The organism is Streptomyces sp. NBC_00775 (assembly GCF_036347135.1).
GTDB classification, from domain to species: Bacteria; Actinomycetota; Actinomycetes; order Streptomycetales; family Streptomycetaceae; genus Streptomyces; species Streptomyces lutosisoli.
Genome location: NZ_CP108938.1, coordinates 9,350,718 through 9,376,593 on the forward strand (window position 1 = coordinate 9,350,718; position 25,876 = coordinate 9,376,593).

Below are 25,876 nucleotides of genomic sequence, written 5' to 3' on the forward strand. Positions count from 1 at the left end.
CCGAACCTTTCCGAGCGAGGAGGCCATGCGTACACCCCGTAGGACCCCCACAGCCGGCGCCGAGCCGCCGCCCCAGCCCTTGGCCCGCGGTCGCCGCGCGCACGCCGGCCCGCCGGCCGACGAACACGCGGACACCGACGAGACCGTCGCGGGGACGCCGCCAGAGGCACCCACGCGCGCGGGACGGTGGCGCGTCAGGCCCCGCACCGTACGAGCCAAGATCGTCTGTCTGCTCATGGTGCCGGTCATCTCCCTGCTCGCCCTGTGGGCGTACGCCACGGTGAGCACCGCCCAGGACGTCGCGCGGCTACGGCAGTTGCAGCGCGTGGACTCGACGGTCCGATCCCCGGTCGACGCCGCCGTCGCCGCGCTCCAGGCCGAACGCGCGGCCGCCGTCCGCTACGCCACCGACCCCGCCACCGAACAGTCGGCAGACCTCAAGGAGCTGGCGCGGCGCACCGACCGCGCGGTGGCCAAGCTGCGACTGGGCGACCACAACACCGTCGCCGACGGTGCCGACCTGCCCGCGGGAGTGGCCGGGCGCCTCAACGCCTTCGTCACCGGAGCCGAGCACCTGCCGTCCCTGCGCACCGCCGTGCTGGACCGCCGTACCGGATGGGACGAGGCGTACGGGCAGTACACCAAGACCATCTCGACGGCCTTCGCGGTGGGCGGCGCGCTCACCGGCATCCAGGACGCCGACCTCGGCTCCGACGCGCGCGTGCTGCTCGAATTCTCCCGGGCCGGGGAAGCGCTCGCGCAGGAGGACGCGGTGCTGTCCAGTGCCCGGCTCGCCGGGAGCCTTAATGGCGAGCGGCTACGGCTGTTCACCGGGGCCGTCGACACCCGCCGCACCCTGATCGACTCCGCCGTCGCGGATCTGAGCGGGGCCGAACGAGCCGCCTGGCACCACCTCGTGGAAGGGAGCGCGTACACCGACGTACGCGCCGTCGAGGACAAGGTGCTCGTCTCCCGCTCCGGCGGCAAGGCGATCGACGCCGCGCCGGAGGCCGACTGGAACACGGCCCACGCGCGCGTGCAGGACGGAATGCGCACGATCGAGGCGAACGCGGGCCGCGGTGTCGCGGACCGGGCCGACCCGTTCACTCGCGGTGTGCTCACCCCCGCCGGTGCCGCGGTCCTGTTCGGACTTGCCGCGGTCGTCGCGTCGCTCATCATCTCCGTGCGCATCGGACGCGGCCTCGTCATCGAGCTGGTGAGCCTGCGCAACAGCGCCTTGGAGATCGCGCGCCGCAAACTCCCGCAGGCCATGCGCAAGCTGCGGGCCGGGGAGGAGATCGACGTCCGCGCCGAGGCCCCGCCCGGGCCGCCCGCGGAGGACGAGACGGGACAGGTCGCGGAGGCCCTCGGCACCGTGCACCGGGCCGCCCTGCGCGCCGCCGTCGAACGCGCGGAACTCGCCAGCGGAATCTCCGGGGTCTTCGTCAATCTCGCCCGCCGCAGTCAGGTCCTCGTGCACCGTCAACTGAGCCTGCTGGACAGCATGGAGCGCAGGTCGGAGGATCCGAACGAGCTGAGCGACCTGTTCCGGCTCGACCACCTCACCACACGCATGCGGCGTCACGCGGAGAGCCTGATCATCCTCTCAGGAGCCGCGCCCGGCCGGGCTTGGCGCATGCCGGTCTCACTGACGAACGTGGTCCGCGCGGCCGTCTCCGAAGTCGAGGACTACGCGCGCGTGGAGGTACGGCAACTCCCCGAGGCGTCCGTGGTCGGTGCCGCGGTGGCCGACCTCACGCACCTCCTGGCGGAGATCGTCGAGAACGCCGCCCAGTTCTCGCCGCCCCACACCCGGGTGCGGATCACCGGCGAGCCGGTCGGCAACGGCTACGTGGTCGAGGTCGAGGACCGGGGGCTCGGCATGGGCGCGGAGACGCTCGCCGAGGCCAACCGGCGCATCGAGCAGTCCGAGGCGCTCGACCTGTTCGACAGCGACCGGCTCGGACTGTTCGTGGTCAGCAGGCTCGCGGCCCGGCACGGCATCAAGGTGCACCTGCGGACCTCGCCCTACGGCGGTACCACCGCGGTCGTTCTGCTCCCCACGGCCCTGCTGCACGGCGGTGCGGCGGAACGTTCCCCCCGCAGGACCGACACCACCGGAAGGCAGCCCACGGAACGGGAGTACGCGCGCGTGTCCGCCGCCCCGGAACAGGAATCCGTGCAGGCCGTCACCGAGCGGCCCGCACTGGTGCCCCCGGTGCAGAGCGTCGCCGAAGCCCCCGTGAACGGCTCGTCGGACACCCCACCGCCTGGAGTCACCACACTGCGGCTGCACCGTCCTCCGGACGACTCCGAAGACTCCGACGACCTTCCACGGCGGGTACGACAGGCGAGTCTCGCCCCCCAACTGCGCGAACAGCGCTCCGAGAAGCCGGTGGAAACGCCGCGTCCCGAAGGCGACGACGAGCGCACCCCCGAACTCGTACGGGACCGCATGGCGGCCTACCGCGACGGCTGGGTACGCGGCAGCGGCAGGTCACCCGGCCTCAGAGCCACCCCCGACCCCGAAGCGGGCAGCGACAGCAGCGAAGGAGACCCCGCATGATCCAGGACCCGAGCATGAGGGCCGCCCAGCGGTCCGGCGAACTCGACTGGCTGCTGGACGACTTGGTGCTGCGCGTGGCCGAAGTGCGACACGCCGTGGTGCTGTCCAACGACGGTCTCGCGGTGGGCGCCTCCACCGGTCTGCGCCGCGAGGACGCCGAACACCTCGCCGCCGTCGCCTCCGGCTTCCACAGCCTGGCCAAGGGCGCAGGCCGCCACTTCGGTGCCGGCGGCGTACGTCAGACGATGGTCGAGATGGACGACGGCTTCCTGTTCGTCGCCGCGGCGGGTGACGGTTCGTGCCTTGCCGTCCTCACCGCCGTCACGGCCGACATCGGCCTGGTGGCGTACGAGATGGCGCTACTGGTCAAGCGCGTGGGCGAGCACCTCTACACGCCGCCGCGGGTCGCCGCACAGCCGCCCGCCGCCGGATGACCGAGGACGGTCGGTGCAGATGACCGAGGACACGCCGGGCGCCCCGCCGCAGCCGGGCAGCCAGTGGTACGACAACGAGGCCGGACCGCTCGTCCGCCCCTACGCGATGACGGGCGGGCGAACCAAACCCGGCCCCACCGGGGTGCGCTTCGACCTGATCGCCCTGGTCACGCTCGACACGGGCGCACCCGGAGTCGACGACGACACCTCGCTCGGCCCGGAGCACCGGGCGCTGATCGAACTGTGCCGTATCGAGACGCAGTCGGTGGCCGAACTGGCCGCGGGCGCCGACCTGCCGGTGGGTGTGGTCAGGGTGCTCCTCGGCGATCTGCTGGAACTGGGCTGCGTTACCGTCAGCCGCCCCGTGCCGCCCGCGCAACTGCCCGACGAGCGGATCCTCCGCGAGGTGATCGAGGGGCTGAGGGCGCTCTAGATGAACCACGTCGGCTTGTCCCGGACCTCTTTGTGCCCACATTCGAGCACTGAACGCACGCGAGCGGGTCACAACGGTCAAATTGCGGTCCAACCCCTCGAAGAGGAGCCGCAGTTGTCATGATGCTGACTTCGCACACTCGCGCTGACGCTTCGCACACCCGCACTGATGTACCGACGCACACTCTGCACAGATGTACCGACGTCGACCGTTGTCGGCACTCCCGAGAGAAGTGATCGATGGTCTCCGAGAACTCCGACGCCTCGGGTGGCGAGATGACCGCCCTGGCATTGAAGATACTGGTCGCCGGCGGATTCGGCGTGGGCAAGACCACCCTGGTGGGCGCGGTCAGTGAGATCAGGCCGCTGCGCACCGAGGAACTGCTGAGTGAGGCAGGCCAGTCGGTGGACGACACCGACGGTGTGGACCAGAAGGTCACGACGACTGTCGCGATGGACTTCGGGCGCATCACCATCAGGTCCGGTCTCTCGCTCTACCTCTTCGGAACCCCGGGCCAGGACCGGTTCTGGTTCCTCTGGGACGAGTTGTCGCAGGGCGCCCTCGGCGCCGTCGTTCTCGCGGACACCCGGCGGCTCGAAGACTGCTTCCCCGCGGTGGACTACTTCGAGCACCGGCACATCCCGTTCGTGGTGGCCGTCAACTGCTTCACGGGCGCCCGCACTTACGGCGCTCAGGATGTGTCCCGCGCCCTCGACCTCGACCGAGGGACGCCCGTGGTGCTCTGCGACGCACGTGACCGTGACTCCGGGAAGGAGGTGCTGATCCGTCTCGTCGAGTACGCCGGGCGGGTGCACACCGCCCGGCTGCTCGACTCCGTCGGCTGAGACGTCGGCCAAGACCAGGCGGAGCCGGACGAACGCCGGCCATTGCTCGTCGGTCATGTTCTCTGCCATGCCGACCGTCCTCCTTGCTCGGAGGGCGGCTGTGGGGAAGGCTGCTGGTCAGATCCTCCGGCCAGGGGGAAGGACACCACGGGGAGACCGGATCATGGCGCAGAACACGGGACTTGGCTGGCTGCTGGACGACCTCACCGGGCGCGTCGAACACATACGGCACGCGTTGGTGCTGTCCAACGACGGGCTGGTGACGGGCGCGAGCACGGGACTGCGGCGCGAGGACGCCGAGCACCTCGCCGCGGTCTCGTCGGGCCTGCACAGCCTGGCCAAGGGCTCCGGCCGTCACTTCGGTGCGGGGCAAGTACGCCAGACGATGATCGAGTTCGACGACGCGGTGCTCTTCGTCACCGCCGCCGGCGCCGGCAGCTGTCTGTGTGTCCTCAGCGCCGCGGAGGCCGACATCGGCCAGATCGCCTATGAGATGACCCTGCTCGTGAACCGCGTCGGCGAACACCTTCGCGTGGACGCGCGGCAGCCAGAAGGCGCACCTACCGTAGACCTCTGACCTGGGCATACGTCGTCGCGGTCAGAGTTATCCACAGGCTCGCCGCGATGTCGGCCGAGCCGGATACGGTTTTTCTCGAAGCAAGCGCACGCCAGCGCGAGCAACTCGCTCCACGGGGAGAACCGCCATGTCCGGCAACACGATGACCCAGTCCGCCACATCGTCACTCAGCCGCGCCGCACGAGAACTGGAACTCAGGCGCGGTGAGTTCGACCTCGCCCTGCACCTCGGATGCGTCCGGACTGTCCCCGACGAGGGCGGCGGTGGACGTCGCGTCGCACGCACGGAGATCGACCGGGTGCGCTCCGAGGACGGCTTCCCCGAGTCCCTGCGCGAGCGTGTCAAGGTCGTCGGCACCACGGAGGGCGCCGCCCTCATGGAGGTGACCACCGTCAGGTTCACGCGCCTGGCGCGCCTGGGGCTGGTGGTTCCGGTGAAGTTTTACCTAAACCGCTATAGGGCGGTGGTCTGGCTGTATCTGGCCGAGGAACTGCGGCAGTTCACGGCAGACAAGGACAATGCCCTGATGCTGAGCGGCCGTACGCCCGAGGGGCTCCGCGACCAGCTGGAGGCCGGTCTGGACCTGCGTCCTCGCAACTGGCGGGGACGGCACATGGGCTTCCTGCTGCGGCAGGCCGAGGATCCCTGGGCACGGGCCGCGGTCGTGGCGTCCCTGCTCGACCCCGTTCAGGTGGCGGAGATCGTCAGTGATCCGTACGAGCGGGCCTATCTGAACCGTTTCGGGCCCGAGCGGGCCTCTCATGGCGCACCGGACTCTCCCGCCGCACACCTCGCCTCACGGATCATGACGGCCGAGGATCCCGACGAGATCAGCTGGCTCCGGGCCGACTTGGGCCAGGCTGTCGCCGAAGCCCGGGAGCTCCGTGCCGCGCCCCGCCCGACAGCGAAAGCCCCACCATCCGTGGCCGTGTCCCTCGTGGCCTCACCACCAGTGGCCTCGCGACCGGGGCCGACCGCTCCGGAAGAGCGGCCGACGGCCGGAGAGCAGCTGACGACGGAGGACCGACCGACCACGGAGGACCGGCCGACCACGGAGGACCGGCCCTCGACGGAGGACCGGCCCTCGACGGAGGAGTCCGAGCGGTCACGGAGGCTGCTCGGGTGGCTGCGCCGCAGAAACCCCTGAGTCACAGGTGTCGTCCCGCAGCGCCCTGAAGAGCCCTTCCCGGGACGGTCAGGCGCTTCCCCGCAGTGCCGGAAAAGCCTCCCGGGAGGGTCGGCACTTCCCTACAGCGCCCGGAAGAGCCCCTCTTGGACGACCGAGACGAGCAGGCGTCCCTCCAGGTCGTAGATGCGCCCGCGGGCCAGCCCGCGACCGCCCGTCGCGATCGGGGACTCCTGGTCGTACAGGAACCACTCGTCCGCGCGGAACGGCCGGTGGAACCACATGGCGTGGTCCAGCGAGGCCATGTCGAAGCCGCGCGGGCCCCACAGCGGTTCCACCGGGATCCGGACGGCGTCCAGAAGGGTCATGTCGCTCGCGTACGTAAGGGCACAGGTGTGCACCAGCGGGTCATCGCCCAGCGGCCCTACGGCACGCATCCACACCGCGCTGCGCGGCTCGGCGTCCTTGATCTCCTCGGGGGTCCAGCGCAGCCGGTCCGCATAGCGGATGTCGAACGGCTGACGCCGTGCCATGCGCTCCAACGCCTCGGGGAGCGCGCCCAGATGCTCCTTGATCTCCTGCGTCACCGTCGGCAGCGACTCCGGGTCCGGAACCTCGCGGGCCGGCGGCAGCTGGTGCTCGAAGCTCCCTTCCTCAGGCTTGTGAAAGGAGGCGGTCAGATTGAAGATCGTGCGGCCCTGCTGCACGGCGGTGACACGACGGGTGGTGAACGACCGCCCGTCCCGGACCCGTTCGACCTGGTACACGATCGGCACGCCCGGCCGGCCCGGGCGCAGGAAGTACGCGTGCAGCGAGTGCACCGGCCGGTCGCCTTCGGTGGTGCGCCCGGCGGCGACCAGGGCCTGGCCCGCCACCTGGCCACCGAAGACCCGCTGCAGTGATTCGTCCGGGCTGCGGCCACGGAAGATGTTGACCTCGATCTGCTCCAGGTCGAGCAGATCGACGAGTCTCTCGGCTGGGTTCGTCATGTGGGGGATTCTCCCGTGCTCACAGCTGGCCGACGTCGGTGACCTTGACCACGGCGCGGCCCTCCGCGTCGGAGGCCACGAGGTCGACCTCCGCGCTGATGCCCCAGTCGTGGTCGCCGTTCGGGTCGGCGAAGGTCTGACGGACACGCCACAGGCCGTTCTGCGGCTCTTCCACGATCGACAGCAGCTTGGGGCCGCGGGCGTCGGGGCCGGTGCCGAGGTCCTCGTACTCGTCCCAGTACTTGTCCATCGCCTCGCCCCAGGCATCGGCGTCCCAGCCGGAGTCGGTGTCCATCTCACCGAGCTCGTGGACATTGTCGAGGGCGGCGAGCTCGACCCGGCGGAACATGGCGTTGCGGACGAGGACGCGGAAGGCGCGGGCGTTCGCGGTGACCGGCTTGACCTGGTCGGCCTTCTCCTGGGCCTCCTCGGCCGTCATCTCCTCGGGGTTGGCGAGCTGCTCCCACTCGTCCAGGAGGCTGGAGTCGACCTGGCGCACCATCTCGCCCAGCCAGGCGATGAGGTCCTCCAGGTCCTCGGACTTGAGGTCGTCCGGGACGGTGTGTTCAAGAGCCTTGTAGGCACTCGCCAGATAGCGCAGGACAATGCCCTCGGTGCGGGCGAGCTCGTAGTTGGAGACGAACTCGGTGAAGGTCATGGCCCGTTCGTACATGTCACGGATGACGGACTTCGGGGAGAGCGGATGGTCGCCGACCCACGGATGGCTCTTGCGGTAGGTGTTGTACGCGTGGAAGAGCAGCTCCTCCAGCGGCTTGGGGTACGAGACGTCCTGGAGCCGCTCCATGCGCTCCTCGTACTCGACGCCGTCCGACTTCATCGCGGCCACGGCCTCGCCGCGCGCCTTGTTCTGCTGGGCCGCGAGGATCTGCCGCGGGTCGTCCAGGGTGGATTCGACGACGGACACCATGTCGAGGGCGTACGAGGGGGATTCGGGGTCCAGGAGCTCGAACGCGGCGAGTGCGAAGGTCGACAGCGGCTGGTTGAGGGCGAAGTTCTGCTGGAGATCGACGGTGAGCCGCACGATGCGGCCCTCGGCGTCCGGTTCGTCGAGCTTCTCGACGACACCGCCGTCGAGGAGCGAGCGGTAGATCGCGATCGCCCGCCGGATGTGCCGCAACTGCTGCTTGCGCGGCTCGTGGTTGTCCTCCAGCAGATGCCGCATGGCCTCGAAGGCGTTGCCGGGGCGGGCGATCACCGACAGCAGCATGGTGTGCGTCACGCGGAAGCGCGAGGTCAGCGGCTCGGGCTCGGAGGCGATGAGCTTCTCGAAGGTGTTGTCCGTCCAGCCGACGAAGCCCTCGGGAGCCTTCTTGCGCACCACCTTGCGGCGCTTCTTCGGGTCGTCGCCCGCCTTGGCGAGCGACTTCTCGTTCTCGATGACGTGCTCCGGCGCCTGGGCGACGACGTAGCCCGCCGTATCGAAGCCGGCCCGCCCGGCGCGGCCCGCGATCTGGTGGAACTCCCGCGCGCGCAGCGTCCGCACCCGGGTGCCGTCGTACTTCGTCAGGGCCGTGAACAACACCGTGCGGATCGGGACGTTGACTCCGACGCCGAGGGTGTCCGTGCCGCAGATGACCTTGAGAAGACCGGCCTGGGCCAGTTTCTCCACCAGGCGGCGGTACTTGGGCAGCATGCCCGCGTGGTGCACGCCGATTCCGTGGCGTACGTAACGGGAGAGGTTGCGGCCGAACTTGGTGGTGAAGCGGAAGTTGCCGATCAGCTCGGCGATCTGGTCCTTCTCCTCCCGCGTGCACATGTTGATGCTCATCAGCGCCTGCGCGCGCTCCACGGCCTGGGCCTGGGTGAAGTGCACGATGTAGACGGGTGCCTGCTTGGTGGCGAGCAGCTCGGTGAGTGTCTCCGTCAGCGGAGTCAGCACGTACTCGTAGGAGAGGGGCACGGGCCGGGTCGCCGAGCGGACCACCGAGGTGGGGCGGCCGGTGCGCCGGGTGAGGTCCTTCTCGAACATCGAGACGTCGCCGAGCGTCGCCGACATCAGGATGAACTGCGCCTGCGGCAGTTCAAGGATCGGGATCTGCCACGCCCAGCCGCGGTCGCCCTCCGCGTAGAAGTGGAACTCGTCCATGACGACCTGGCCGACGTCGGCGTGCTTGCCGTCGCGCAGCGCGATGGACGCCAGCACCTCGGCGGTGCAGCAGATGACGGGGGCGTCGGCGTTCACGGAGGCGTCGCCGGTGAGCATGCCGACGTTCTCGGTGCCGAAGATCTTGCACAGCTCGAAGAACTTCTCCGAGACGAGCGCCTTGATCGGCGCCGTGTAGAAGGTGACCTCGTCACGGGCGAGCGCCGCGAAGTGCGCGCCCGCGGCGATCATGCTCTTGCCCGAGCCGGTGGGCGTCGAGACGATCACGTTCGCCCCCGAGACCACCTCGATCAGCGCCTCCTCCTGATGGGGGTAGAGCGTGAGACCGCGTTCCCCGGCCCACGACTCGAAGGCTTCGTAGAGGGCGTCGGGGTCTGCGGTCTGCGGCAGCTGATCGATAAGGGTCACGCCCCCATCTTGCCTGTGAACCCACTCGATGGGGGAATCGGATGCTGGTCGGAAGATCACGACCGCTACGCTGTGGCGCCGGCCAAGCGCCGGCGCACACGGGCAACTGGACAGCGTTACAAGAGGAATGGGGCGGGGAACGGCCATGATGGGACCAGCACACTCACTGTCGGGAGCCGCGGCCTGGCTCGGCGTAGGAGCGGCGGCCGCCGCGGCCGGCCACACCATGCCCTGGCCGGTCCTCCTGGTCGGGGCGCTGATCTGCGCCGGCGCCGCCCTCGCCCCCGACCTGGATCACAAGGCGGCCACCATCTCGCGGGCCTTCGGACCCGTCTCACGAGGCCTGTGCGAGATCGTCGACAAGCTCTCGTACGCCGTCTACAAGGGGACGAAGAAGCCCGGCGACCCGCGCCGCTCCGGCGGCCACCGCACACTGACGCACACCTGGCTGTGGGCGGTGATGATCGGTGCGGGCACCTCGGTCGTGGCGATCACCGGCGGCCGCTGGGCGGTCCTGGCCATCCTCTTCGTCCACATGGTGCTCGCCATCGAGGGTCTGCTGTGGCGGGCGACGCGTGGTTCCAGCGCCGACATCCTGGTCTGGCTGCTGGCCGCGACCAGCGCGTGGATCCTCGCGGGGGTCCTGGACAAGCCGGGCAACGGCTCGGACTGGCTGTTCACCGCGCCGGGCCAGGAATACCTGTGGCTCGGGCTCCCGATCGTCCTGGGCGCCCTGGTGCACGACATCGGGGACGCCCTGACGGTGTCCGGATGCCCGGTCCTGTGGCCCATCCCGATCGGCCGCAAGCGCTGGTACCCGATCGGCCCGCCCAAGGCGATGCGCTTCCGCGCCGGCAGCTGGGTGGAGCTCAAGGTGCTGATGCCGGTGTTCATGCTGCTGGGCGGGGTGGGGTGCGCGGCGGCGCTCAACGTCATCTGAGGTGCTGGGCGGCCCGTGTCGTCCTCGTGCGGCCGGCACCCCAGGCAGCTGTAGACGCGGTCCAGCCGGGGCTGTGGTGGCGCCGAGGCGGTGGAGGAGTCGCTCTCAACGGGCCCGTACGGCAGGACGGTTGGCCCAGGGACATCGTCTCGCTCAGGCGGTGGTGCTCCCGCCGGAGTCCTGCCCGCCGCCTCCGTACCGCCGCTCGAACTGAGCGACGCGGCCCTCCGTGTCGACGGTCCGGGCCTTGCCCGTGTAGAACGGGTGGCTTTCCGAGGAGATCTCGACGTCGACGACCGGGTAGGTCTCCCCGTCGTCCCACTCGATGGTCTGCTCGCTCGTGGCGGTGGAGCGGGTGAGGAAGGCGTAGCCGGCGGCGCGGTCGCGGAAGACGACGGGGTGGTAGGCGGGCTGCTTGTCCTGCTGCATGGGTGCTCCTTGGGGGAGAGGGGCGGGGGATCGGTCAGCCGGACAGGGAGTCCTCGTCCACGATGTGCATCGCGGCTTCCTCGGCCGAGGCGGCGGCTCCGTCGATGCCCACGTCCGTGGCGATGAGCCCGCTCTCCTCGTCCTCATGGGCGCCTTCGTCGGGGGCCACGAGACGGCCGGAGCGCAGGGCGCCCACCTCGTTGTCGAGGGGTTCGCCGTCGGTGCCCTCGCAGTCGCCGATGCCGTCTCCGTCGGGTTCCGCGACGTCGGGCAGTTCCTCCGCCAGGCGCTGGTCCAGGGTCTCGCCCTCCTGGCGCTCGGCGGCGGTCACGCCGGAGTGCTCCACCGCCCACGGTCGCTCCGGTGGCGACCAGCCCCGGTCGAGGGGATCGCCGACGCCGTCGGCGAGCAGGGTGTCCTCGGCGTCGAGCAGCCCCGCGTCGTCCTGTACCTCGGATCCGTCGGGCTGGTAGACGTCGTCTCCCCATCCGTCGGCGCTGTTCACGGCTACCTCCAGGGGGTGCGGGCGGGGTCCGGTGCCGCCGCACTGGACGGCGGCGCACGGGCCACTGGACACAGGCGTCACTCCGCGCGAACGGGTGGTTCCCGGGAGTCCCCCGAGCCGGTGCCCACATCCAGCCTTCCACCCCCCTTCGGCACCGCGCAACGCCACACGGTCCGATGTGGGACGGGCATGCCCACGGATACAGGCCCGGGGCGCCGGTGCGACCGCTCCCACGTGTGAGCGCGGACCGCACCGGCAGCGCTCGCTCACCCGTGCCAGGACCGCCACAGCGCCGCGTACGCACCCTCCGCCGCGACCAGCTGGTCGTGGCTGCCCAGCTCGCTGATCCGGCCGTTCTCCACGACGGCGATGACATCCGCGTCATGCGCGGTGTGCAGCCGGTGCGCGATGGCGACGACGGTGCGGCCGTCGAGGACACGCGCCAGTGAGCGCTCCAGATGGCGTGCCGCGCGCGGGTCGAGGAGCGAGGTCGCCTCGTCCAGAACCAGCGTGTGCGGATCGGCCAGCACCAGCCGGGCCAGCGCGATCTGCTGGGCCTGGGCCGGGGTGAGCGCCACCCCGCCGGAGCCGACCTCGGTGTCCAGGCCGTCGCCGAGGGCCCGGGCCCAGCCGTCCGCGTCGACCGCGCCGAGCGCCGCCCACAGCTCGGCGTCGGCGGCGCCGGTCCGGGCGAGCAGCAGGTTGTCGCGCAGGGAGCCCACGAAGACGTGGTGTTCCTGGTTGACCAGGGCCACGTGGGAGCGGACCTCCTCGGCGGGCATCCGAGACAGTTCGGCGCCGCCGAGCGTGATCCGGCCGTCCCGGGGCGCGTAGATCCCGGCGAGCAGCCTGCCCAGCGTGGACTTGCCCGCGCCGGACGGGCCGACCAGGGCGAGCCGGGTGCCGGGCGCGACCTCCAGGGAGACCTCGCGCAGCACGTCCACTCCGGCCCGGTAGCCGAAGTGCACCCGGTCCGCGTGGACGTCGCGCCCGTTCGGGGCCACGGCCGGATCGCCCGCGGCCGGCTCGATGTCCCGGACACCGACAAGGCGGGCCAGCGAGACCTGGGCGACCTGCAGCTCGTCGTACCACCGCAGGATCAGGCCCACCGGGTCGACGAGCATCTGTGCGATGAGCGTGCCCGTCGTCAGCTGGCCCACACCGATCCAGCCCTGGAGGACGAAGACCCCGCCGATCATCAGGACCGAGCACAGCACCGTCACATGCGTGAGGCTGACGACCGGGAAGAGGACCGACCGCAGCCAGAGCGTGTACCGCTCCCATGCCGTCCACTCCTTGACCCGGCGGTCCGACAGGTCGATGCGGCGTTCGCCCAGGCGGTGCGCCTCGACCGTACGCCCGGCGTCGACCGTCTCGGCGAGGACGGCGGCGACAGCGGCGTACCCGGCGGCCTCCGAGCGGTAGGCGGACGGCGCGCGCTTGAAGTACCAGCGGCAGCCGACCACCAGCAGCGGCACGGCGACCAGCACGGCGGGGGCGAGCGCCGGCGCGGTCACGGCGAGTCCGCCGAGCAGCAGCGCCGCCCACACCACACCGATGGCCAGCTGCGGCACCGCCTCGCGCATCGCGTTGGCGAGCCGGTCGATGTCGGTCGTGATGCGGGACAGCAGATCGCCGGTCCCGGCCCGCTCCAGGACGCCGGGCGGCAGCCCGACCGACCGTACGAGGAAGTCCTCGCGCAGATCGGCCAGCATCCGCTCGCCGAGCACGGCCCCGCGCAGTCGTACCGCTCGTACGAACACGGCCTGGACGACGAGGGCGACGACGAACAGCGCGACGGTGCGCTCCAGATGGAGCTCGCGCGCGTGGTCCGAGACCCGCTCGACGACCGAGCCCAGCAGATAGGGCCCGGCCATCGAGGCGACGACGGCCACGGTGTTGACGGCGACCAGGAGCAGGAAGGCCCTGCGGTGCCGTTGGAACAGTTCGGCCACGTAGGCGCGTACGGTCGCGGGCGCGCCGACGGGCAGGGTGTTCGCCGTCGTCGGGGCGGCCGGGTCGTACGCCGGTGGCGCCACGCCGATCATGCGCTCTCCTCGATTTCTTCCAGTGCTTCCAGAACGTCGTCCAGGGCGGCCTCGTCCTCGGTCTCCCGGGTCACCACGGCCCGGTAACGCGGTTCGCCGCGCACCAGTTCGCGGTGCACGCCGACCGCCGCGACCTCGCCCTCGTGGACCAGCACGACCCGGTCCGCGTGGTCCAGGAGCAGCGGAGAGGAGGTGAAGACCACCGTCGTGCGCCCGGCGCGCAGGGAGCGCACGCCGTCGGCGATCCGGGCCTCGGTGTGCGAGTCGACGGCGGACGTCGGCTCGTCCAGGACGAGTACCTCGGGGTCCGTGAGCAGCGAGCGGGCGAGCGCCAGACGCTGGCGCTGGCCGCCCGACAGGGAGCGTCCGCGTTCGGTGATCCGGGCGTCCATCGGGTCCTCGGCGTCCAGCGACCCCTGCGCCAGCGCGTCCAGGACGTCGCCGCACTGCGCGGCGGCCAGGGCGTCCTCGGCGGTGACGAGACCGGACGCGGGGACGTCGAGCAGCTCGCGCAGCGAGCCGGACAGCAGCACCGGGTCCTTGTCCTGGACGAGGACGGCGCTGCGGGCGGAGTCCAACGGCAGTTCGTCCAGCGGTACGCCCCCCAGGAGCGCCGAGGTGCCCTCCTCGGAAGGGTGCCCGCCCAGCCGCTCGGCCAGCAGCCCCGCCGTGTCCGGGTCCCCGCACACCACGGCGGTGAGCCGGCCGGAGGGCGCCAGCAGCCCGGTCGAGGGGTCGTACAGATCGCCGCCCGGCACCTCGGCCGCGCGAGATCCGTCGCTGTCCATCGCTCGTTCGAGGGACAGCACCCGGGCGGCCCGCTTGGCGGACGGACGCGAGAAGGAGTACGCCATGGCGATCTCCTCGAAGTGCCGCAGCGGATAGGTGAGCAGCATGACGGCGCTGTACACGGTGACCAGTTCGCCGACCGTGATCTTGCCGTCGCGGGCCAGATGCACGCCGCGCCACACGACGGCGATCAACAGCAGACCGGGCAGCAGTACCTGGATCGCGCTGATCAGCGACCACATCCGGGCGCTGCGCACGGCTGCCCGGCGGACCTCCTGGGAGGCACGGCGGTAGCGGTCGAGGAAGAGCTCCTCGCCGCCGATGCCGCGCAGTACACGCAGGCCCGCGACGGTGTCCGAGGCCAGTTCGGTGGCGCGTCCGGCCTTCTCGCGCTGGAAGTCGGCGCGCCGGGTGGCGCGGGGCAGCAGCGGCAGCACGGCGAGCGCCAGGACAGGCATGCCCACGGCGACGATCACGCCGAGCGCCGGCTGGTAGACGACCAGCGCGACGCAGACCAGCACCACGGTCAGGGCGGCCGCCGCGAAGCGCGACAGGGCCTCCACGAACCAGCCGATCTTCTCGACGTCGCCGGTGGAGACCGCGACGACCTCGCCGGCCGCGACGCGCCGCGTCAGCGCGGAGCCCAGCTGGGCGGTCTTGCGGGCCAGCAGCTGCTGGACGCGCGCGGCCGCCGTGATCCAGTTGGTGACCGCCGTGCGGTGCAGCATGGTGTCGCCCAGCGCGATGCCCAAGCCGCAGAGCACCATCAGCCCGCCCGTCAGGGCGAGCCTGGTGCCGGAGCGGTCGACGACGGCCTGGATGGCGAGGCCGACGCAGAACGGCAGCCCGGAGACGGCCACGAAGTGCAGCAGGCCCCAGGCGAGGGCCTTGAACTGCCCACCGAGCTGATTCCGGCCGAGCCACCACAGGAATCGGGGACCCGAGCGTGCGTCCGGCACACCCGGGTCGGGATACGGAAGGTCTTGAATCTGCATGACGTCCCAGTGGCTCGTGTCAGGGGGTGGCGGGAGCCGCGGTTTTCGGCAACCGGCCGGCCGTGAAGGCCGGCAACAAACCGTGAAAGGTTCGCGTCGCAGCGTGGTCGGAGGCAAACGATTTTTCGCCGCAGGGCATGGATTCGGCCCCACCGTCGGCGAATGGCCGGGAAGCAGATGGTGGGCGATTGGTGCGACTATGTGCCGTATGCGAAAGAACAGGATGGGCCGCGTACGAAAGAGCGGCGCGATGCGTGCGGGGCTCGCCGCGGCGGCTTGTGGTGTCCTTGTCGTCGCTCTGTCGGCCTGCGGTGGCCAAGGCGGCGGGGGCGCGAGCGCGAATGGGAGCGGGACGAAGGGCACCGGAGGGCCCGGCGGCCATGCCGGCCACTCCCCGCCGCAGACCGTCGACCTGACACGCATCCCTGACGTCGGCGACCGGTTGCAGCAGCGGATCCCGCCCGCCTCCCGCCAGGTCGTCGCGGTCTACGGCGAGGGCAAGAACTCCGCCGACTCCACCGTCGTCCTGTACACGAAGTCCGGTTCCACCTGGGACGAGACCCGTAGGTGGCCGGCGCACAACGGGACCAGAGGCTGGACCACCGACCACCACGAGAACGACAAGCGCAGCCCCGTCGGGGTGTTCACGCTCACCGACGCGGGCGGAGTGCTCGACGACCCGGGTGCCCTGCTCCCGTACGACCAGTCGGAGACCTATCAGGCGCCGTACGACTGGGCCGAGTCGCACTGGCACGACTTCGACTACGTCATCGCCATCAACTACAACCGCCGCGTGGGCGCCCCGCCCGAGGACCCGCACCGCCCCCTGGGGCAGTCGAAGGGCGGCGAGATCTGGCTGCACCTGGACCACGACAGCGGCACGTCCGGGTGTGTGACCGTGTCCGAGTCGGCCATGGAGTATCTGCTGCGCACGCTCGACCCGGATCAGCATCCTGTCGTGGTGATGGGGGACAGGGTGGATCTGAACGCCTAGTCCTCGTGGCGGAACGGGGGCACCACGACGTGGGGCCCCCGTTCCGCCCCCGTCCTCGTGCGCGCGCCGTCCCGAGTGCCCATTGCGGGACGGGTCAACCGCCCCGTAGAACACCGCACATGAGAAGACGGCTCATCATGTCCATGCTCGCCGGGGTGACCCTCGTGGCGAGCGCCTTCCTCGGGGCGGCACCGGTCTCGGCCACTCAACTCGCGGACCCTCCCGCCGAGTTCGGCACCGACTGGCACGACCCCCTGACCGCCGCCCCACCGATCGCCGCGCCCGCCACCAAGTCCTGCGAAGTGACGGTCGCCGAGGCGCAGTTCCGCGACTTCACGCCGTACCAGGGCACGTACGCGCCGCCGAGCGGTTGCGGTGACCGCTGGAGCAAGGTGGTGCTGCGGCTCGACGGCAAGGTCAAGGGGCGGCAGTTCGACCGGCTCGGCTATCTGCACATCGGCGGGGTCGAGATCTTCCGCACGTCCACTCCGGAGCCCTCGCCCGACGGCATCGAGTGGTCCGTCGAGAAGGACGTGACCCGCTACAGCGACACCTTCCGGCAGAGCCGCGACGTCGAGATGCTGATAGGGAACGTCGTCGACGACACGTACACCGGAGTCCTCGACGTCAAGGCCACGCTCACCTTCTACGCCGCCGAACAGCCCGCCAAGCCGGCGGCGGCCACCCCCGACCGGGTCCTCACCCTCCAGGACGGGACCCTCACCACACCGCGCAACAGTGAGCGCATCGTCGCCGAGGTGTACGCGACCGGGTCCGGTGGCGGCTGCGAGGAGTTCTGGTATCTGACGGTGCCGGACTCGGCCCCGTACTCCTGCCAGGCGGACAACGGTCCCTACCGCGAGGTGCAGATCAAGGTCGACGGTCAACTCGCCGGTATCGCCGAGCCGTTCCCGACCGTGTGGACCGGCGGCTGGTCCAACCCCTTCCTCTGGTACGTGATTCCGGGCCCGCGCGCCTTCGACGTCAAGCCCATCGAGTACGACCTGACACCCTTCGCCGGGCTCCTGAACGACGGCCGTCCGCACCGGGTCGACGTCTCCGTCGTGGGCGTTCCCCAGGGGCAGACCGGCTGGAGCGCCCCGGTCAACGTCCTCGTCTGGCAGGACGCGAAGAGCGAGCACGTGAGCGGCGCGCTCACCGAGGTCAAGGCGGGCGACCTGGCCAACTCGTCGACGTACACGCCCGGTTCGGAGAACCGCCTCGACACCGAGGGCGGGCATGGGCTGACGGTCTCCGGGTACGTCGACACCTCGCACGGCCGCGTGAAGACCACCGTCCGGCGGGTGCTGGCGAACACCTCCGTGCACCGCTGGACGGACGGTGAGAACACGGACGGGCTCAAGGCGACCTGGACCGACGACGAGACGGTCACCGTCGACGGACGAGGGCCGGCCAGGACGACGCGCACCCAGCGCACGTACGCGATGGACGGCACGACGACTCTCGGCGCGGACGACCGGCTGCGGACCGTCCTGACGCTCGGCGACCGGGCGGCCGTGGTGGAGACGCGCGGCGGGCGGCGCACCGCGTGGTCCCGGCTCGACGACACCTATACGGGCGATGCCACGTATACGGCGAACGTGCCGCGGGACCAGCGTCATGCGGTCGCAGCGACGAGCGAGCGCTATCGGCTGTACGGCTCAGCCGGGTGCTACGACCGGAAGGTGACCACCGTGCAGGGCGTGCTGACGGAAGACCGCAGCAACTGCTGAGACCGCAGCGACTGCTGAGCGGGAATGGTGCCTCTGTTCCATGATTTACATGGACGTGACACAGAGGTATCCGGCGGCACGGGGAACTCCTCAATAGTGATCAGCGCGGAAGCGCTTTTCCGCATACCAGAAGTCCCCCTGGAGGAGTCCCCCGTGCCGCCGTCTGTACCGTCCCCGCGACGCGTCGCACGCATACTGCGTACCTCATTGTTCGCGCAGGTCGCCTGCGCCCTCGTGCTCGGAATCGTCGTCGGAAGGTTGTGGCCCGACACGGCCACGACCTTCCAGCCGCTCGGCGACGGTTTCGTACGTCTCATCAAGACCGTGATCTCGCCGCTCGTGTTCTGCGTGGTCGTCGTCGGCATCGCCAAGGCCGGCAATCTGAAGGCCTTCGGGCGGATCGGGCTCAAGTCCCTGATCTGGTTCGAGGTCGCGTCCACGGCTGCGCTGCTCATCGGCCTGATCGCTGCCAACGTTGTCAGCCCGGGCTCGGGCATGAACGTCGACCCGTCGAAGCTCGACGCCTCGGCGATCGAGGGCAAGACCGCAGGCGGTTCGCTGCCCTCGACCAGCGAGTTCATCCTGAACGCGCTGCCCCAGAGCGCCGTCGGCGCGTTCGCCGAGAACTCGCTGCTCCAAGTCCTGGTGCTGGCGTGTCTGACGGGCGCCGCGCTGCTGCACCTCGGCACCACCAAGGTGCCCAAGATCCTGCCCGCCATCGAGCAGGCCCAGGAGATCATCTTCGCGATCGTCGGCTTCGTCATGAAGCTGGCCCCCCTCGCGGTGTTCGGTGCGATGGTCCACCTGGTCGGCGAGTACGGGCTCGGCGTGATCAAGACGTACGGCAAGCTGATCATCCTGTGCTACGCGGTCGCGCTGCTGTTCCTCGCGCTGCTCGCCGTCGCGCTGAAGCTGGTCACCGGGCTCAGTCTGTGGAAGTTCGTCCGCTACACCCGCGCGGAGATGCTGCTCGCCCTCGGCACCGCGTCCAGCGAGACCGTGATGCCGCGCATGATGCAGAAGCTCCGCCAGGCGGGTGCCCGGGACGACGCGGTGGGCCTGGTGCTGCCCACGGGGTACTCGTTCAACCTCGACGGCGCCTCGATCTACCTCTCCATCGGCACGCTGTTCATCGCCCAGGCCGTGGGCGTGGACCTCTCCCTGAGCCAGCAGATCACCGTCGTCCTGGTGCTCATGCTGACCAGCAAGGGCATGGCGGGCGTACCGGGTTCGGCCTTCCTCGCCCTGTCGGCGACCGCGTCCTCCCTCGGCGTCATCCCCGCCGGAGCGGTCGCGCTCCTGCTCGGCGTCGACCGGATCATGGACTCCATGCGCGTCGCCACCAACCTGCTCGGCAACTGCGTCGCCGTCTTCGCGGTGTCCCGCTGGGAGGGCGCGCTCGACCTGGAACGGGCCAAGAAGGTGCTGGACGGCGAGATCGCGTTCGTGGAGGAGGACGAGCCACGGGCCGAGGCGCCCGCACAGCCGGAGCCGGAGCCGGAGCCGGAGCCGGAGCCGGAGTCGGACCTGGACCTGGACCTGGACCTGGAGCCTGAGCCGGCGGCCAAGGCCGACGTGCCCGCTCAAGCCGTCGCGGTCAAGGAACCCGCGCCCGAGGTCAGTTGACCGATTCAGGACGGGTCGCGCGCTCCAACTCCAGCAGTACGGAGTAGTAGCCGCGGCCCGTCGCGTGGTCCATCCCCACCTCGCACATACGGTTCGCCGAAAGGTGCGCGTCGAAGGGGCGCGAGCCCACGAACGCGGCCTCCTTGCGGGTGGCCGACTCGGTGAGCTCCTTGTGGAGCATGCCGCGGTCGCCCGCGAAGGCGCAGCACCCGGCGTCGTCCGGAACGACCACCTCCTCGGCGCAGGCCTCGGCGACCGCGCGCAGCTGTGCCTCGTCGCCCAAGTGGCGCATGGAACAGGTGGGGTGGAGCACCGCGGAGCCGACCCTCCGGAGCACGGTGAGGTGGGGGAGCAGCTCGTCGGCGGCCCACACCAGGGAGTCGACGACCGTCAACTCGGCGTGCAGCTCGCGGTTGTCGGCGGTCAGATACGGCACGACCTCGTGCGCGAGGCCGAGCGTGCAGGACGAGGCGTCCACGACGAGGGGCAGTTTGCCGCCCGCCGTCCACCCCCAGGCGGCCTCGACGATGCGATTGGCCATGACGGCGTTGCCCGTGTCGTACCCCTTGGAGTGCCAGATCGTCGCGCAGCACGTCCCCGCGACATCGTCCGGAATCCAAACCGGCCTCCCCGCGCGCGTGGACACCGCGACGACGGCCTGGGCGAGCGACACGTCCCCAGGGCTGGCGAAGATGCGGTTGACGCAGGCCGGGTAGTAGACGGCGGTGGCTCCCACGCGCGCGGTGCGGGGCAGTTTCGCGGAGGCCGCTCCCGGGATTCCCGGCAGCCACTCGGGCACGAGATCCGGCCGTACCGCCTTGCGTGCCGCGCGCGTCGCGGCGCCCGCCCATCGCTCGCCGATCCGGTCCGCGGCGGCCACGGCCCGCCGCGCCGCCGCCTCGACCACCCGGAAGTTCCGCGCGGCGAGCGCCGCCGCCTTCTCCTCGCGCGGCGAGTGCCGTGCGTGCCGGAAGCCCTTCATCAGCGCGCCCGTGTCGATGCCGACCGGGCAGGCGAGCCGGCACGTCGAGTCGCCCGCACAGGTGTCCACGGCGTCGTATCCGTACGCCTCCAGGAGGCCGTCCTCGACCGGGGAACCGTCGGGCTGGCGCATCATCTCCCGGCGCAGCACGATCCGTTGGCGCGGCGTGGTCGTCAGATCCTGGCTGGGGCAGGTCGGTTCGCAGAAGCCGCACTCGATGCAGGGGTCGGCGATCGGCTCGACCCGCGGAATCGTCTTGAGGCCCCGCAGATGCGCGAGCGGATCACGGTCGAGTACGATGCGCGGCGCGAGCACCCCGTCCGGATCGATCACCCGCTTCGTCCGCCACATCAACTCCGTCGCCCTTTGGCCCCATTCGAGCTCCAGGAACGGCGCGATGTTCCGGCCCGTGGCGTGCTCGGCCTTCAGGGAGCCGTCGAAGCGCTCGACCGTCAGTCGGCAGAAGTCGTCCATGAAGGAGGCGTACCGCGCGACATCGGCCGCCCGGGACGCGTCGAAGGCGAGCAGGAAGTGCAGATTGCCGTGCGCGGCGTGACCCGCGACGGCCGCGTCGAAGCCGTGCCGCGTCTGGAGTTCGAGCAGTGCCGCACAGGCCTCCGCCAGCCGTTCCGGAGGCACCGCGAAGTCCTCGGTGATCAGCGTGGTCCCGGACGGACGCGCACCGCCGACCGCTGTGACGAACGCCTTGCGGGCCTTCCAGTAGCCCGCGATGGTCTTCGGGTCTCGGGTGAAGGCGTTCGTCACCGAGGCGACGGGGGAGACCAGCGCGAGCCCCTTCAGCACTTCGAGGGCCGCTTCCTCGTACGCCTCCTGCCGGGACGCGTCCGGAGCGCGGAACTCCACCAGGAGCGCCGCCGTCGACCTGGGCAGTGCGGCCCAGTCCGCTGGTACGCCCTCGACGCTCACCGAGGCGCGCAGCGTGTTGCCGTCCATCAGCTCGACGGCGAGCGCGCCCGCCTCGTTGAACAGGGGCACGGCGCCGGCCGCGGCCGGCAGCGAGGGGAAGAAGAGCAGCCCGGTGGTGACACACCGGTCCAGCGGCAGTGTGTCGAAGACGACCTCCGAGATGAAGCCGAAGGTGCCCTCGGAGCCCACCATCAGGCCGCGCAGGATCTCGACGGGTGTCGAACCGTCCAGGAACGCGTCCAGGCGGTAGCCGTTGGTGTTCTTGATCGCGTACTTGGCGCGGATGCGGGCGACCAGTTCGGGGTCGGACTCGATCTCCGCCTTGAGCTTCATCAGCCCGGCGCACACGGCCGGCTCGGCATGCGCCAGCTGTTCGTCGGCGTCCGGCTTCGCCGTGTCCACGACCGTGCCGGTCGGCAGCACGATGGTGAGGGAGGCGAGCGTGCGGTACGCGTTCCGGGTAGTGCCCGCCGTCATACCCGAGGCGTTGTTCGCGACGACCCCGCCGACGGTGCAGGCGACCGCGCTCGCCGGGTCGGGCCGAGCACGCGTCCGTGCCGGGCGAGCGCGGCATTGGCGCGGGCGACGGTCGTACCGGGCCCGATGCGGGCCCGCCGGCCGCCGTCCAGGACCTCGACGCCGGTCCAGTGCCTGCGCACGTCGACGAGGATGTCCTCGCCCTGCGCCTGGCCGTTCAGTGAGGTCCCGGCCGCGCGGAAGACCACCTCGCGGCCCTTCCCGTGCGCGTACGACAGCACGGCCGAGACGTCGTCGATGTCCTCGGGGACCACGACGACCCGGGGGACGAAGCGGTAGGGGCTGGCGTCGGAGGCGTACCGGACGAGGTCGGAGATCCCGGTGAGCACCTTGTCGGCGCCGAGCAGCGCGATCAGGTCGCCGCGCAGAGGCTCGGGCGTACCCCCGGCACGGTCGTCGGGGACCCGGTCGGGCGAGGGGGCCTCGGGGCGCGCGGCGGGGCGCAGGGCATCCGGCTCCGGCTCCAGCAACGGCATCGCGCACCACTCCTACCGATTCAGCAGCGGTGCTCCATCCTGGGCGCGCCGTCCACCAGGGTGTCCAGCAGCCCGCCGAGCACCTCGCGCTGCTCGTCCGTCAATGGAGCCAGGATCTCCTCCGCGGCCGACCGGCGCGCGCCGCGCAGCTCCCGCAGCGCCCTGCGTCCGTCGTCCGTGACCTCGATGCGGATCACGCGCCGGTTGGTGGGGTCGGGGACCCGGCGCACCTTGCCGCTCGCCTCCAGGCCGTCGACCAGGGAGGTGACGGCGCGGGGCACCACTTCCAGGCGCTCGGCGAGATCGGCCATGCGGGGTGGCGAGCTGTAGTGCGCGAGGGTGCGCAGCAGCCGGGACTGGGCCGGTGTGATGCCCAGCTCGCGCTGCTCCAGATGGCGCTTCTGGATGCGGTGCACGCGGCGCGTCAGCCGCAGTAGCTGCTCGGCCAGCAGGCCGTCGGCATCGGGGGTGGTCATGCGGGAACAATATCAGGATGCAGTTCATTGTGAGTATAGGTAACAATGAGCTAAGCTCCGCCAATCGTCATTTCCTCGCTCGCCCCAGCGTCACTGGAGCGAGCGACACTTCTGTCCCTGTCACCTCACTCCTGTAGGAGCCCATTGCGTCCCGACGAACCCACCTGGACCCCGACATCTGCCGACGCGGAACAGCCGCGGCAGGTGCGCCGCATCCTGAAACTCTTCCGCCCCTACCGGGGCCGCCTCGCGATCGTCGGCCTGCTGGTCGGCGCCGCGTCCCTCGTCTCCGTCGCCACGCCCTTCCTGCTGAGGGAGATCCTGGACGTCGCGATCCCCCAGGGCCGCACCGGCCTGCTGAGCCTGCTCGCGCTCGGCATGATCCTCAGTGCCGTCCTCACCGGCGTCTTCGGCGTGCTGCAGACCCTCATCTCCACCACCGTCGGCCAGCGCGTCATGCACGACCTGCGCACCGCCGTCTACGGCCGGCTCCAGCGCATGTCGCTCGCCTTCTTCACCAGAACCCGCACGGGTGAGGTCCAGTCGCGCATCGCCAACGACATCGGCGGGATGCAGGCGACCGTCACCTCCACCGCCACCTCGCTGGTCTCCAACCTGACCAGTGTGGTCGCCACCATCGTCGCGATGATCGCCCTGGACTGGCGCCTCACCGCCGTCTCGCTGCTCCTGCTGCCGGTGTTCGTGTGGATCAGCCGCCGCGTCGGCAACGAACGCAAGAAGATCACCACCCAGCGCCAGAAGCAGATGGCCGCGATGGCCGCCACGGTCACCGAGTCGCTCTCCGTCAGCGGCATCCTGCTCGGCCGCACGATGGGCCGCGCCGACTCGCTCACGAAGTCCTTCGCGGAGGAGTCCGAGAGTCTGGTCGACCTCGAAGTGAGGTCGAACATGGCGGGACGCTGGCGGATGTCCGTCATCGGCATCGTCATGGCCGCCATGCCCGCCGTCATCTACTGGACCGCGGGCATCGCCTTCCAGCTCGAGGGTTCCTCGATATCGATCGGCACGCTCGTCGCCTTCGTCTCGCTCCAGCAGGGCCTGTTCCGGCCGGCGGTCAGCCTGCTCTCGACGGGTGTCCAGATCCAGACCTCGCTCGCCCTCTTCCAGCGCATCTTCGAGTACCTCGACCTGCCCATCGACATCACCGAGCCCGAGCGCCCGGTCCACCTCGACCAGGTCAAGGGCGAGATCCGCCTCGAGGGCGTCGAGTTCCGCTACGACGACAAGAGCGGCCCGATCCTCGACGGCATCGACATCACCGTCCCCGCGGGCGGCAGCCTCGCCGTCGTCGGCCCGACCGGCTCCGGCAAGTCCACGCTCAGCTATCTGGTGCCGCGGCTGTACGACGTCACGGGCGGCCGCGTCACGCTTGACGGGGTCGACGTACGCGACCTGGACTTCGACACGCTCGCGCGCGCGATCGGCGTCGTCTCCCAGGAGACGTACCTCTTCCACGCCTCGGTCGCCGAGAACCTGCGGTTCGCCAAGCCGGACGCCACCGACGAGGAGCTGTACGCGGCGGCTCGGGCGGCCCAGATCCACGAGCACATCGCGTCCCTGCCCGACGGGTACGACACGGTCGTCGGCGAGCGCGGCCACCGCTTCTCCGGCGGTGAGAAGCAGCGCCTCGCCATCGCCCGTACGATCCTGCGCGACCCGCCGGTGCTCATCCTCGACGAGGCGACCAGCGCCCTGGACACCCGTACGGAGCACGCCGTCCAGGAGGCCATCGACGCCCTGTCGGCCAACCGCACCACGCTCACCATCGCGCACCGGCTGTCCACCATTCGGGGTGCCGACCAGATCGTGGTCCTCGACTCCGGTCACACCGTCGAACGCGGCACGCACGAGGAGCTGTTGGAGCAGGAAGGGCGCTACGCCGCCCTTGTCCGCCGGGACGCCCAACTGGAGCCGACAAGATGACGATATGCCGGGTTTGGTGGCATTAGCGGGTTAACGTGCCCGCATGCAGATGAACACTCCGCCACGGAGCACGATTCGACTGACGCGACGGGGCCGGGTCGCCCTCATCACGACCGGAGCCGTCGTGGCGGCCACCGCCGTGGCGGTGCCGCTGCTGACGATGGGAGGCGGCGAGGTCGCGCAGCCGACGTCCCTCGTCATCCCGGAGGGCTGGCGCTCCGGCCAGGTCTACGAGGCCGTCGACAAGGCCCTCCGGTTGCCCGCGGGCACCACCAAGAAGTCCCTCGGGAAGGCCAACCTGAAGCTGCCGAACGACGCCGAGGGCAACCCCGAGGGGTACCTCTTCCCGGCGACGTATCCGCTCGACAAGAAGGCGACTCCGGAGTCGCTGCTGTCGTACATGGTCAACACCGCGAACCTGAAGTTCAACGGGACCCCGGTCGCCGCCGGGGCGCAGCGCAACGCGATGAACGTCTATCAGGCGGTCACCATCGCGAGCATCGTCCAGTCCGAGGCGGCGACCAAGGCGGACATGGGCAAGGTGGCCCGGGTCATCTTCAACCGCCTGGAGCGGGGCATGCCGCTGCAGATGGACTCCACCATCAACTACGCGCTGAACCGCTCCACCCTGAACACCAGCCAGAGCGACACGAGGATCAACAGCCCCTACAACTCGTATCAGCGGATGGGTCTGCCGCCCACGCCGATCGCCAACCCCGGCGAAGAGGCGATGCGCGCCGCGATCACGCCGACCCCGGGCGACTGGCTGTACTTCGTGACGGTCAAGCCGGGCGACACCCGCTTCACGGCCAGCTACGAGGAACACCAGCGGAACGTCGCCGAGTTCAACCAGATCCGCAGCAGCGCGTCTCCCGCCGCCCCTGTCACCGGCACTGCCACCGCCTCCACAGCCTCCACCGCTCCCACTGCCTCGACTGCCTCCACCGCTTCCGTCACCGCCCCTCGCTGAGC

At 70.5% G+C, this 25,876-nt stretch carries 20 protein-coding genes and 1 pseudogene; 12 read left to right on the forward strand and 9 right to left on the reverse strand.

Annotation, left to right across the window (positions count from 1 at the left end; translation table 11 throughout):
* Positions 1–25 precede the first annotated feature (25 nt).
* The 6 genes from OIC96_RS41630 (at position 26) to OIC96_RS41655 (ending at position 6,002) form a co-directional block, all read left to right on the forward strand.
* Entirely contained in the window at positions 26–2,566 is a 2,541-nt protein-coding gene (locus OIC96_RS41630) for a sensor histidine kinase (RefSeq protein WP_330302870.1), read from the forward strand.
* On the forward strand, positions 2,563–3,000 hold the full coding sequence (locus tag OIC96_RS41635) for a roadblock/LC7 domain-containing protein (RefSeq protein ID WP_327426871.1): 438 nt from the start codon (positions 2,563–2,565) through the stop codon (positions 2,998–3,000). The genes OIC96_RS41630 and OIC96_RS41635 overlap by 4 nt, the downstream gene beginning before the upstream one ends.
* Before the next feature lie 19 nt (positions 3,001–3,019).
* Positions 3,020–3,433: a DUF742 domain-containing protein gene (locus OIC96_RS41640; protein WP_330302869.1), complete on the forward strand. Its 414-nt coding sequence runs from the start codon at positions 3,020–3,022 to the stop codon at positions 3,431–3,433.
* A 239-nt stretch (positions 3,434–3,672) separates the two neighbouring features.
* On the forward strand, positions 3,673–4,278 hold the full coding sequence (locus OIC96_RS41645; RefSeq protein ID WP_327426869.1) for a GTP-binding protein: 606 nt from the start codon (positions 3,673–3,675) through the stop codon (positions 4,276–4,278).
* Positions 4,279–4,441: 163 nt separating this feature from the next.
* Entirely contained in the window at positions 4,442–4,855 is a 414-nt protein-coding gene (locus OIC96_RS41650; protein WP_330302868.1) for a roadblock/LC7 domain-containing protein, read from the forward strand.
* Between the two features lie 127 nt (positions 4,856–4,982).
* Complete coding sequence (locus OIC96_RS41655) at positions 4,983–6,002, forward strand: DUF6397 family protein (RefSeq protein WP_330302867.1); 1,020 nt, start codon at positions 4,983–4,985, stop codon at positions 6,000–6,002.
* Between the two features lie 101 nt (positions 6,003–6,103).
* On the opposite strand, the gene OIC96_RS41660 is transcribed toward OIC96_RS41655, so the two are convergent.
* Both OIC96_RS41660 and OIC96_RS41665 read right to left on the reverse strand, forming a co-directional pair.
* Complete coding sequence (locus OIC96_RS41660; RefSeq protein WP_330302866.1) at positions 6,104–6,970, reverse strand: acyl-CoA thioesterase; 867 nt, start codon at positions 6,968–6,970, stop codon at positions 6,104–6,106.
* A gap of 19 nt (positions 6,971–6,989) precedes the next feature.
* Positions 6,990–9,503 carry a DEAD/DEAH box helicase gene (locus OIC96_RS41665; RefSeq protein ID WP_330302865.1) on the reverse strand — a complete coding sequence of 838 codons (2,514 nt, stop codon included), beginning with the start codon at positions 9,501–9,503 and terminating at the stop codon, positions 6,990–6,992.
* A 145-nt stretch (positions 9,504–9,648) separates the two neighbouring features.
* Between OIC96_RS41665 and OIC96_RS41670 the strand changes: the two genes are divergently transcribed.
* Complete coding sequence (locus tag OIC96_RS41670) at positions 9,649–10,443, forward strand: metal-dependent hydrolase (protein WP_327426864.1); 795 nt, start codon at positions 9,649–9,651, stop codon at positions 10,441–10,443.
* A gap of 153 nt (positions 10,444–10,596) precedes the next feature.
* On the opposite strand, the gene OIC96_RS41675 is transcribed toward OIC96_RS41670, so the two are convergent.
* The 4 genes from OIC96_RS41675 to OIC96_RS41690 all read right to left on the reverse strand — a co-directional run bounded on the left by OIC96_RS41675 (position 10,597) and on the right by OIC96_RS41690 (position 15,209).
* Positions 10,597–10,872 (reverse strand): type B 50S ribosomal protein L31, encoded by a 276-nt coding sequence (locus OIC96_RS41675; RefSeq protein ID WP_327426863.1) that lies wholly within the window; start codon positions 10,870–10,872, stop codon positions 10,597–10,599.
* A gap of 34 nt (positions 10,873–10,906) precedes the next feature.
* Entirely contained in the window at positions 10,907–11,377 is a 471-nt protein-coding gene (locus tag OIC96_RS41680) for a DUF5709 domain-containing protein (protein WP_330302864.1), read from the reverse strand.
* Between the two features lie 266 nt (positions 11,378–11,643).
* Positions 11,644–13,425 (reverse strand): ABC transporter ATP-binding protein, encoded by a 1,782-nt coding sequence (locus tag OIC96_RS41685; RefSeq protein ID WP_330302863.1) that lies wholly within the window; start codon positions 13,423–13,425, stop codon positions 11,644–11,646.
* Positions 13,422–15,209: an ABC transporter ATP-binding protein gene (locus tag OIC96_RS41690; protein ID WP_330302862.1), complete on the reverse strand. Its 1,788-nt coding sequence runs from the start codon at positions 15,207–15,209 to the stop codon at positions 13,422–13,424. The genes OIC96_RS41685 and OIC96_RS41690 overlap by 4 nt, the downstream gene beginning before the upstream one ends.
* 208 nt (positions 15,210–15,417) lie before the next feature.
* Here OIC96_RS41690 and OIC96_RS41695 point away from each other — a divergent pair, with 208 nt between their 5' ends.
* The 3 genes from OIC96_RS41695 to OIC96_RS41705 all read left to right on the forward strand — a co-directional run bounded on the left by OIC96_RS41695 (position 15,418) and on the right by OIC96_RS41705 (position 19,562).
* A complete protein-coding gene (locus OIC96_RS41695) occupies positions 15,418–16,203 on the forward strand; it encodes a L,D-transpeptidase family protein (protein ID WP_406501344.1) in 786 nt (261 codons plus the stop codon).
* A 119-nt stretch (positions 16,204–16,322) separates the two neighbouring features.
* Complete coding sequence (locus OIC96_RS41700; protein WP_330302861.1) at positions 16,323–17,936, forward strand: peptide-N4-asparagine amidase; 1,614 nt, start codon at positions 16,323–16,325, stop codon at positions 17,934–17,936.
* Positions 17,937–18,089: 153 nt separating this feature from the next.
* Entirely contained in the window at positions 18,090–19,562 is a 1,473-nt protein-coding gene (locus OIC96_RS41705; protein ID WP_330302860.1) for a cation:dicarboxylate symporter family transporter, read from the forward strand.
* Here OIC96_RS41705 and OIC96_RS41710 read toward each other — a convergent pair.
* The 3 genes and pseudogenes from OIC96_RS41710 to OIC96_RS41715 form a co-directional block, all read right to left on the reverse strand.
* A complete protein-coding gene (locus tag OIC96_RS41710) occupies positions 19,555–21,948 on the reverse strand; it encodes an FAD-binding and (Fe-S)-binding domain-containing protein (protein ID WP_443058587.1) in 2,394 nt (797 codons plus the stop codon). The two genes, OIC96_RS41705 and OIC96_RS41710, sit on opposite strands and share 8 nt — an antisense overlap.
* Positions 21,925–22,484 (reverse strand): annotated as a pseudogene (locus OIC96_RS49975) (FAD-binding oxidoreductase); the annotation flags it as partial. The gene OIC96_RS41710 and the pseudogene OIC96_RS49975, both read right to left, overlap by 24 nt.
* Positions 22,485–22,504: 20 nt before the next feature.
* The gene (locus OIC96_RS41715) at positions 22,505–22,960 is read right to left on the reverse strand and encodes a MarR family winged helix-turn-helix transcriptional regulator (protein ID WP_330302859.1); all 456 of its coding nucleotides are present in this window, start codon (positions 22,958–22,960) and stop codon (positions 22,505–22,507) included.
* Between the two features lie 144 nt (positions 22,961–23,104).
* Between OIC96_RS41715 and OIC96_RS41720 the strand changes: the two genes are divergently transcribed.
* Together OIC96_RS41720 and mltG are read left to right on the forward strand one after the other, a co-directional pair.
* Positions 23,105–24,904 (forward strand): ABC transporter ATP-binding protein, encoded by a 1,800-nt coding sequence (locus tag OIC96_RS41720; RefSeq protein ID WP_330302858.1) that lies wholly within the window; start codon positions 23,105–23,107, stop codon positions 24,902–24,904.
* Between the two features lie 43 nt (positions 24,905–24,947).
* The gene (gene mltG, locus OIC96_RS41725; RefSeq protein WP_330302857.1) at positions 24,948–25,874 is read left to right on the forward strand and encodes an endolytic transglycosylase MltG; all 927 of its coding nucleotides are present in this window, start codon (positions 24,948–24,950) and stop codon (positions 25,872–25,874) included.
* Positions 25,875–25,876: the final 2 nt, after the last annotated feature.

Coding starts and splice junctions, on each gene's coding strand:
- mltG (WP_330302857.1), top strand. CDS start 24,948: ATGCAGATGAACACTCCGCCACGGAGCACGATTCGACTGACGCGACGG.
- OIC96_RS41645 (WP_327426869.1), top strand. CDS start 3,673: ATGGTCTCCGAGAACTCCGACGCCTCGGGTGGCGAGATGACCGCCCTG.
- OIC96_RS41700 (WP_330302861.1), top strand. CDS start 16,323: ATGAGAAGACGGCTCATCATGTCCATGCTCGCCGGGGTGACCCTCGTG.
- OIC96_RS41715 (WP_330302859.1), bottom strand. CDS start 22,960: ATGACCACCCCCGATGCCGACGGCCTGCTGGCCGAGCAGCTACTGCGG.
- OIC96_RS41640 (WP_330302869.1), top strand. CDS start 3,020: ATGACCGAGGACACGCCGGGCGCCCCGCCGCAGCCGGGCAGCCAGTGG.
- OIC96_RS41675 (WP_327426863.1), bottom strand. CDS start 10,872: ATGCAGCAGGACAAGCAGCCCGCCTACCACCCCGTCGTCTTCCGCGAC.
- OIC96_RS41655 (WP_330302867.1), top strand. CDS start 4,983: ATGTCCGGCAACACGATGACCCAGTCCGCCACATCGTCACTCAGCCGC.
- OIC96_RS41685 (WP_330302863.1), bottom strand. CDS start 13,425: ATGATCGGCGTGGCGCCACCGGCGTACGACCCGGCCGCCCCGACGACG.
- OIC96_RS41635 (WP_327426871.1), top strand. CDS start 2,563: ATGATCCAGGACCCGAGCATGAGGGCCGCCCAGCGGTCCGGCGAACTC.
- OIC96_RS41660 (WP_330302866.1), bottom strand. CDS start 6,970: ATGACGAACCCAGCCGAGAGACTCGTCGATCTGCTCGACCTGGAGCAG.
- OIC96_RS41695 (WP_406501344.1), top strand. CDS start 15,418: ATGCGAAAGAACAGGATGGGCCGCGTACGAAAGAGCGGCGCGATGCGT.
- OIC96_RS41710 (WP_443058587.1), bottom strand. CDS start 21,948: ATGACGGCGGGCACTACCCGGAACGCGTACCGCACGCTCGCCTCCCTC.
- OIC96_RS41670 (WP_327426864.1), top strand. CDS start 9,649: ATGATGGGACCAGCACACTCACTGTCGGGAGCCGCGGCCTGGCTCGGC.
- OIC96_RS41650 (WP_330302868.1), top strand. CDS start 4,442: ATGGCGCAGAACACGGGACTTGGCTGGCTGCTGGACGACCTCACCGGG.
- OIC96_RS41690 (WP_330302862.1), bottom strand. CDS start 15,209: ATGCAGATTCAAGACCTTCCGTATCCCGACCCGGGTGTGCCGGACGCA.
- OIC96_RS41630 (WP_330302870.1), top strand. CDS start 26: ATGCGTACACCCCGTAGGACCCCCACAGCCGGCGCCGAGCCGCCGCCC.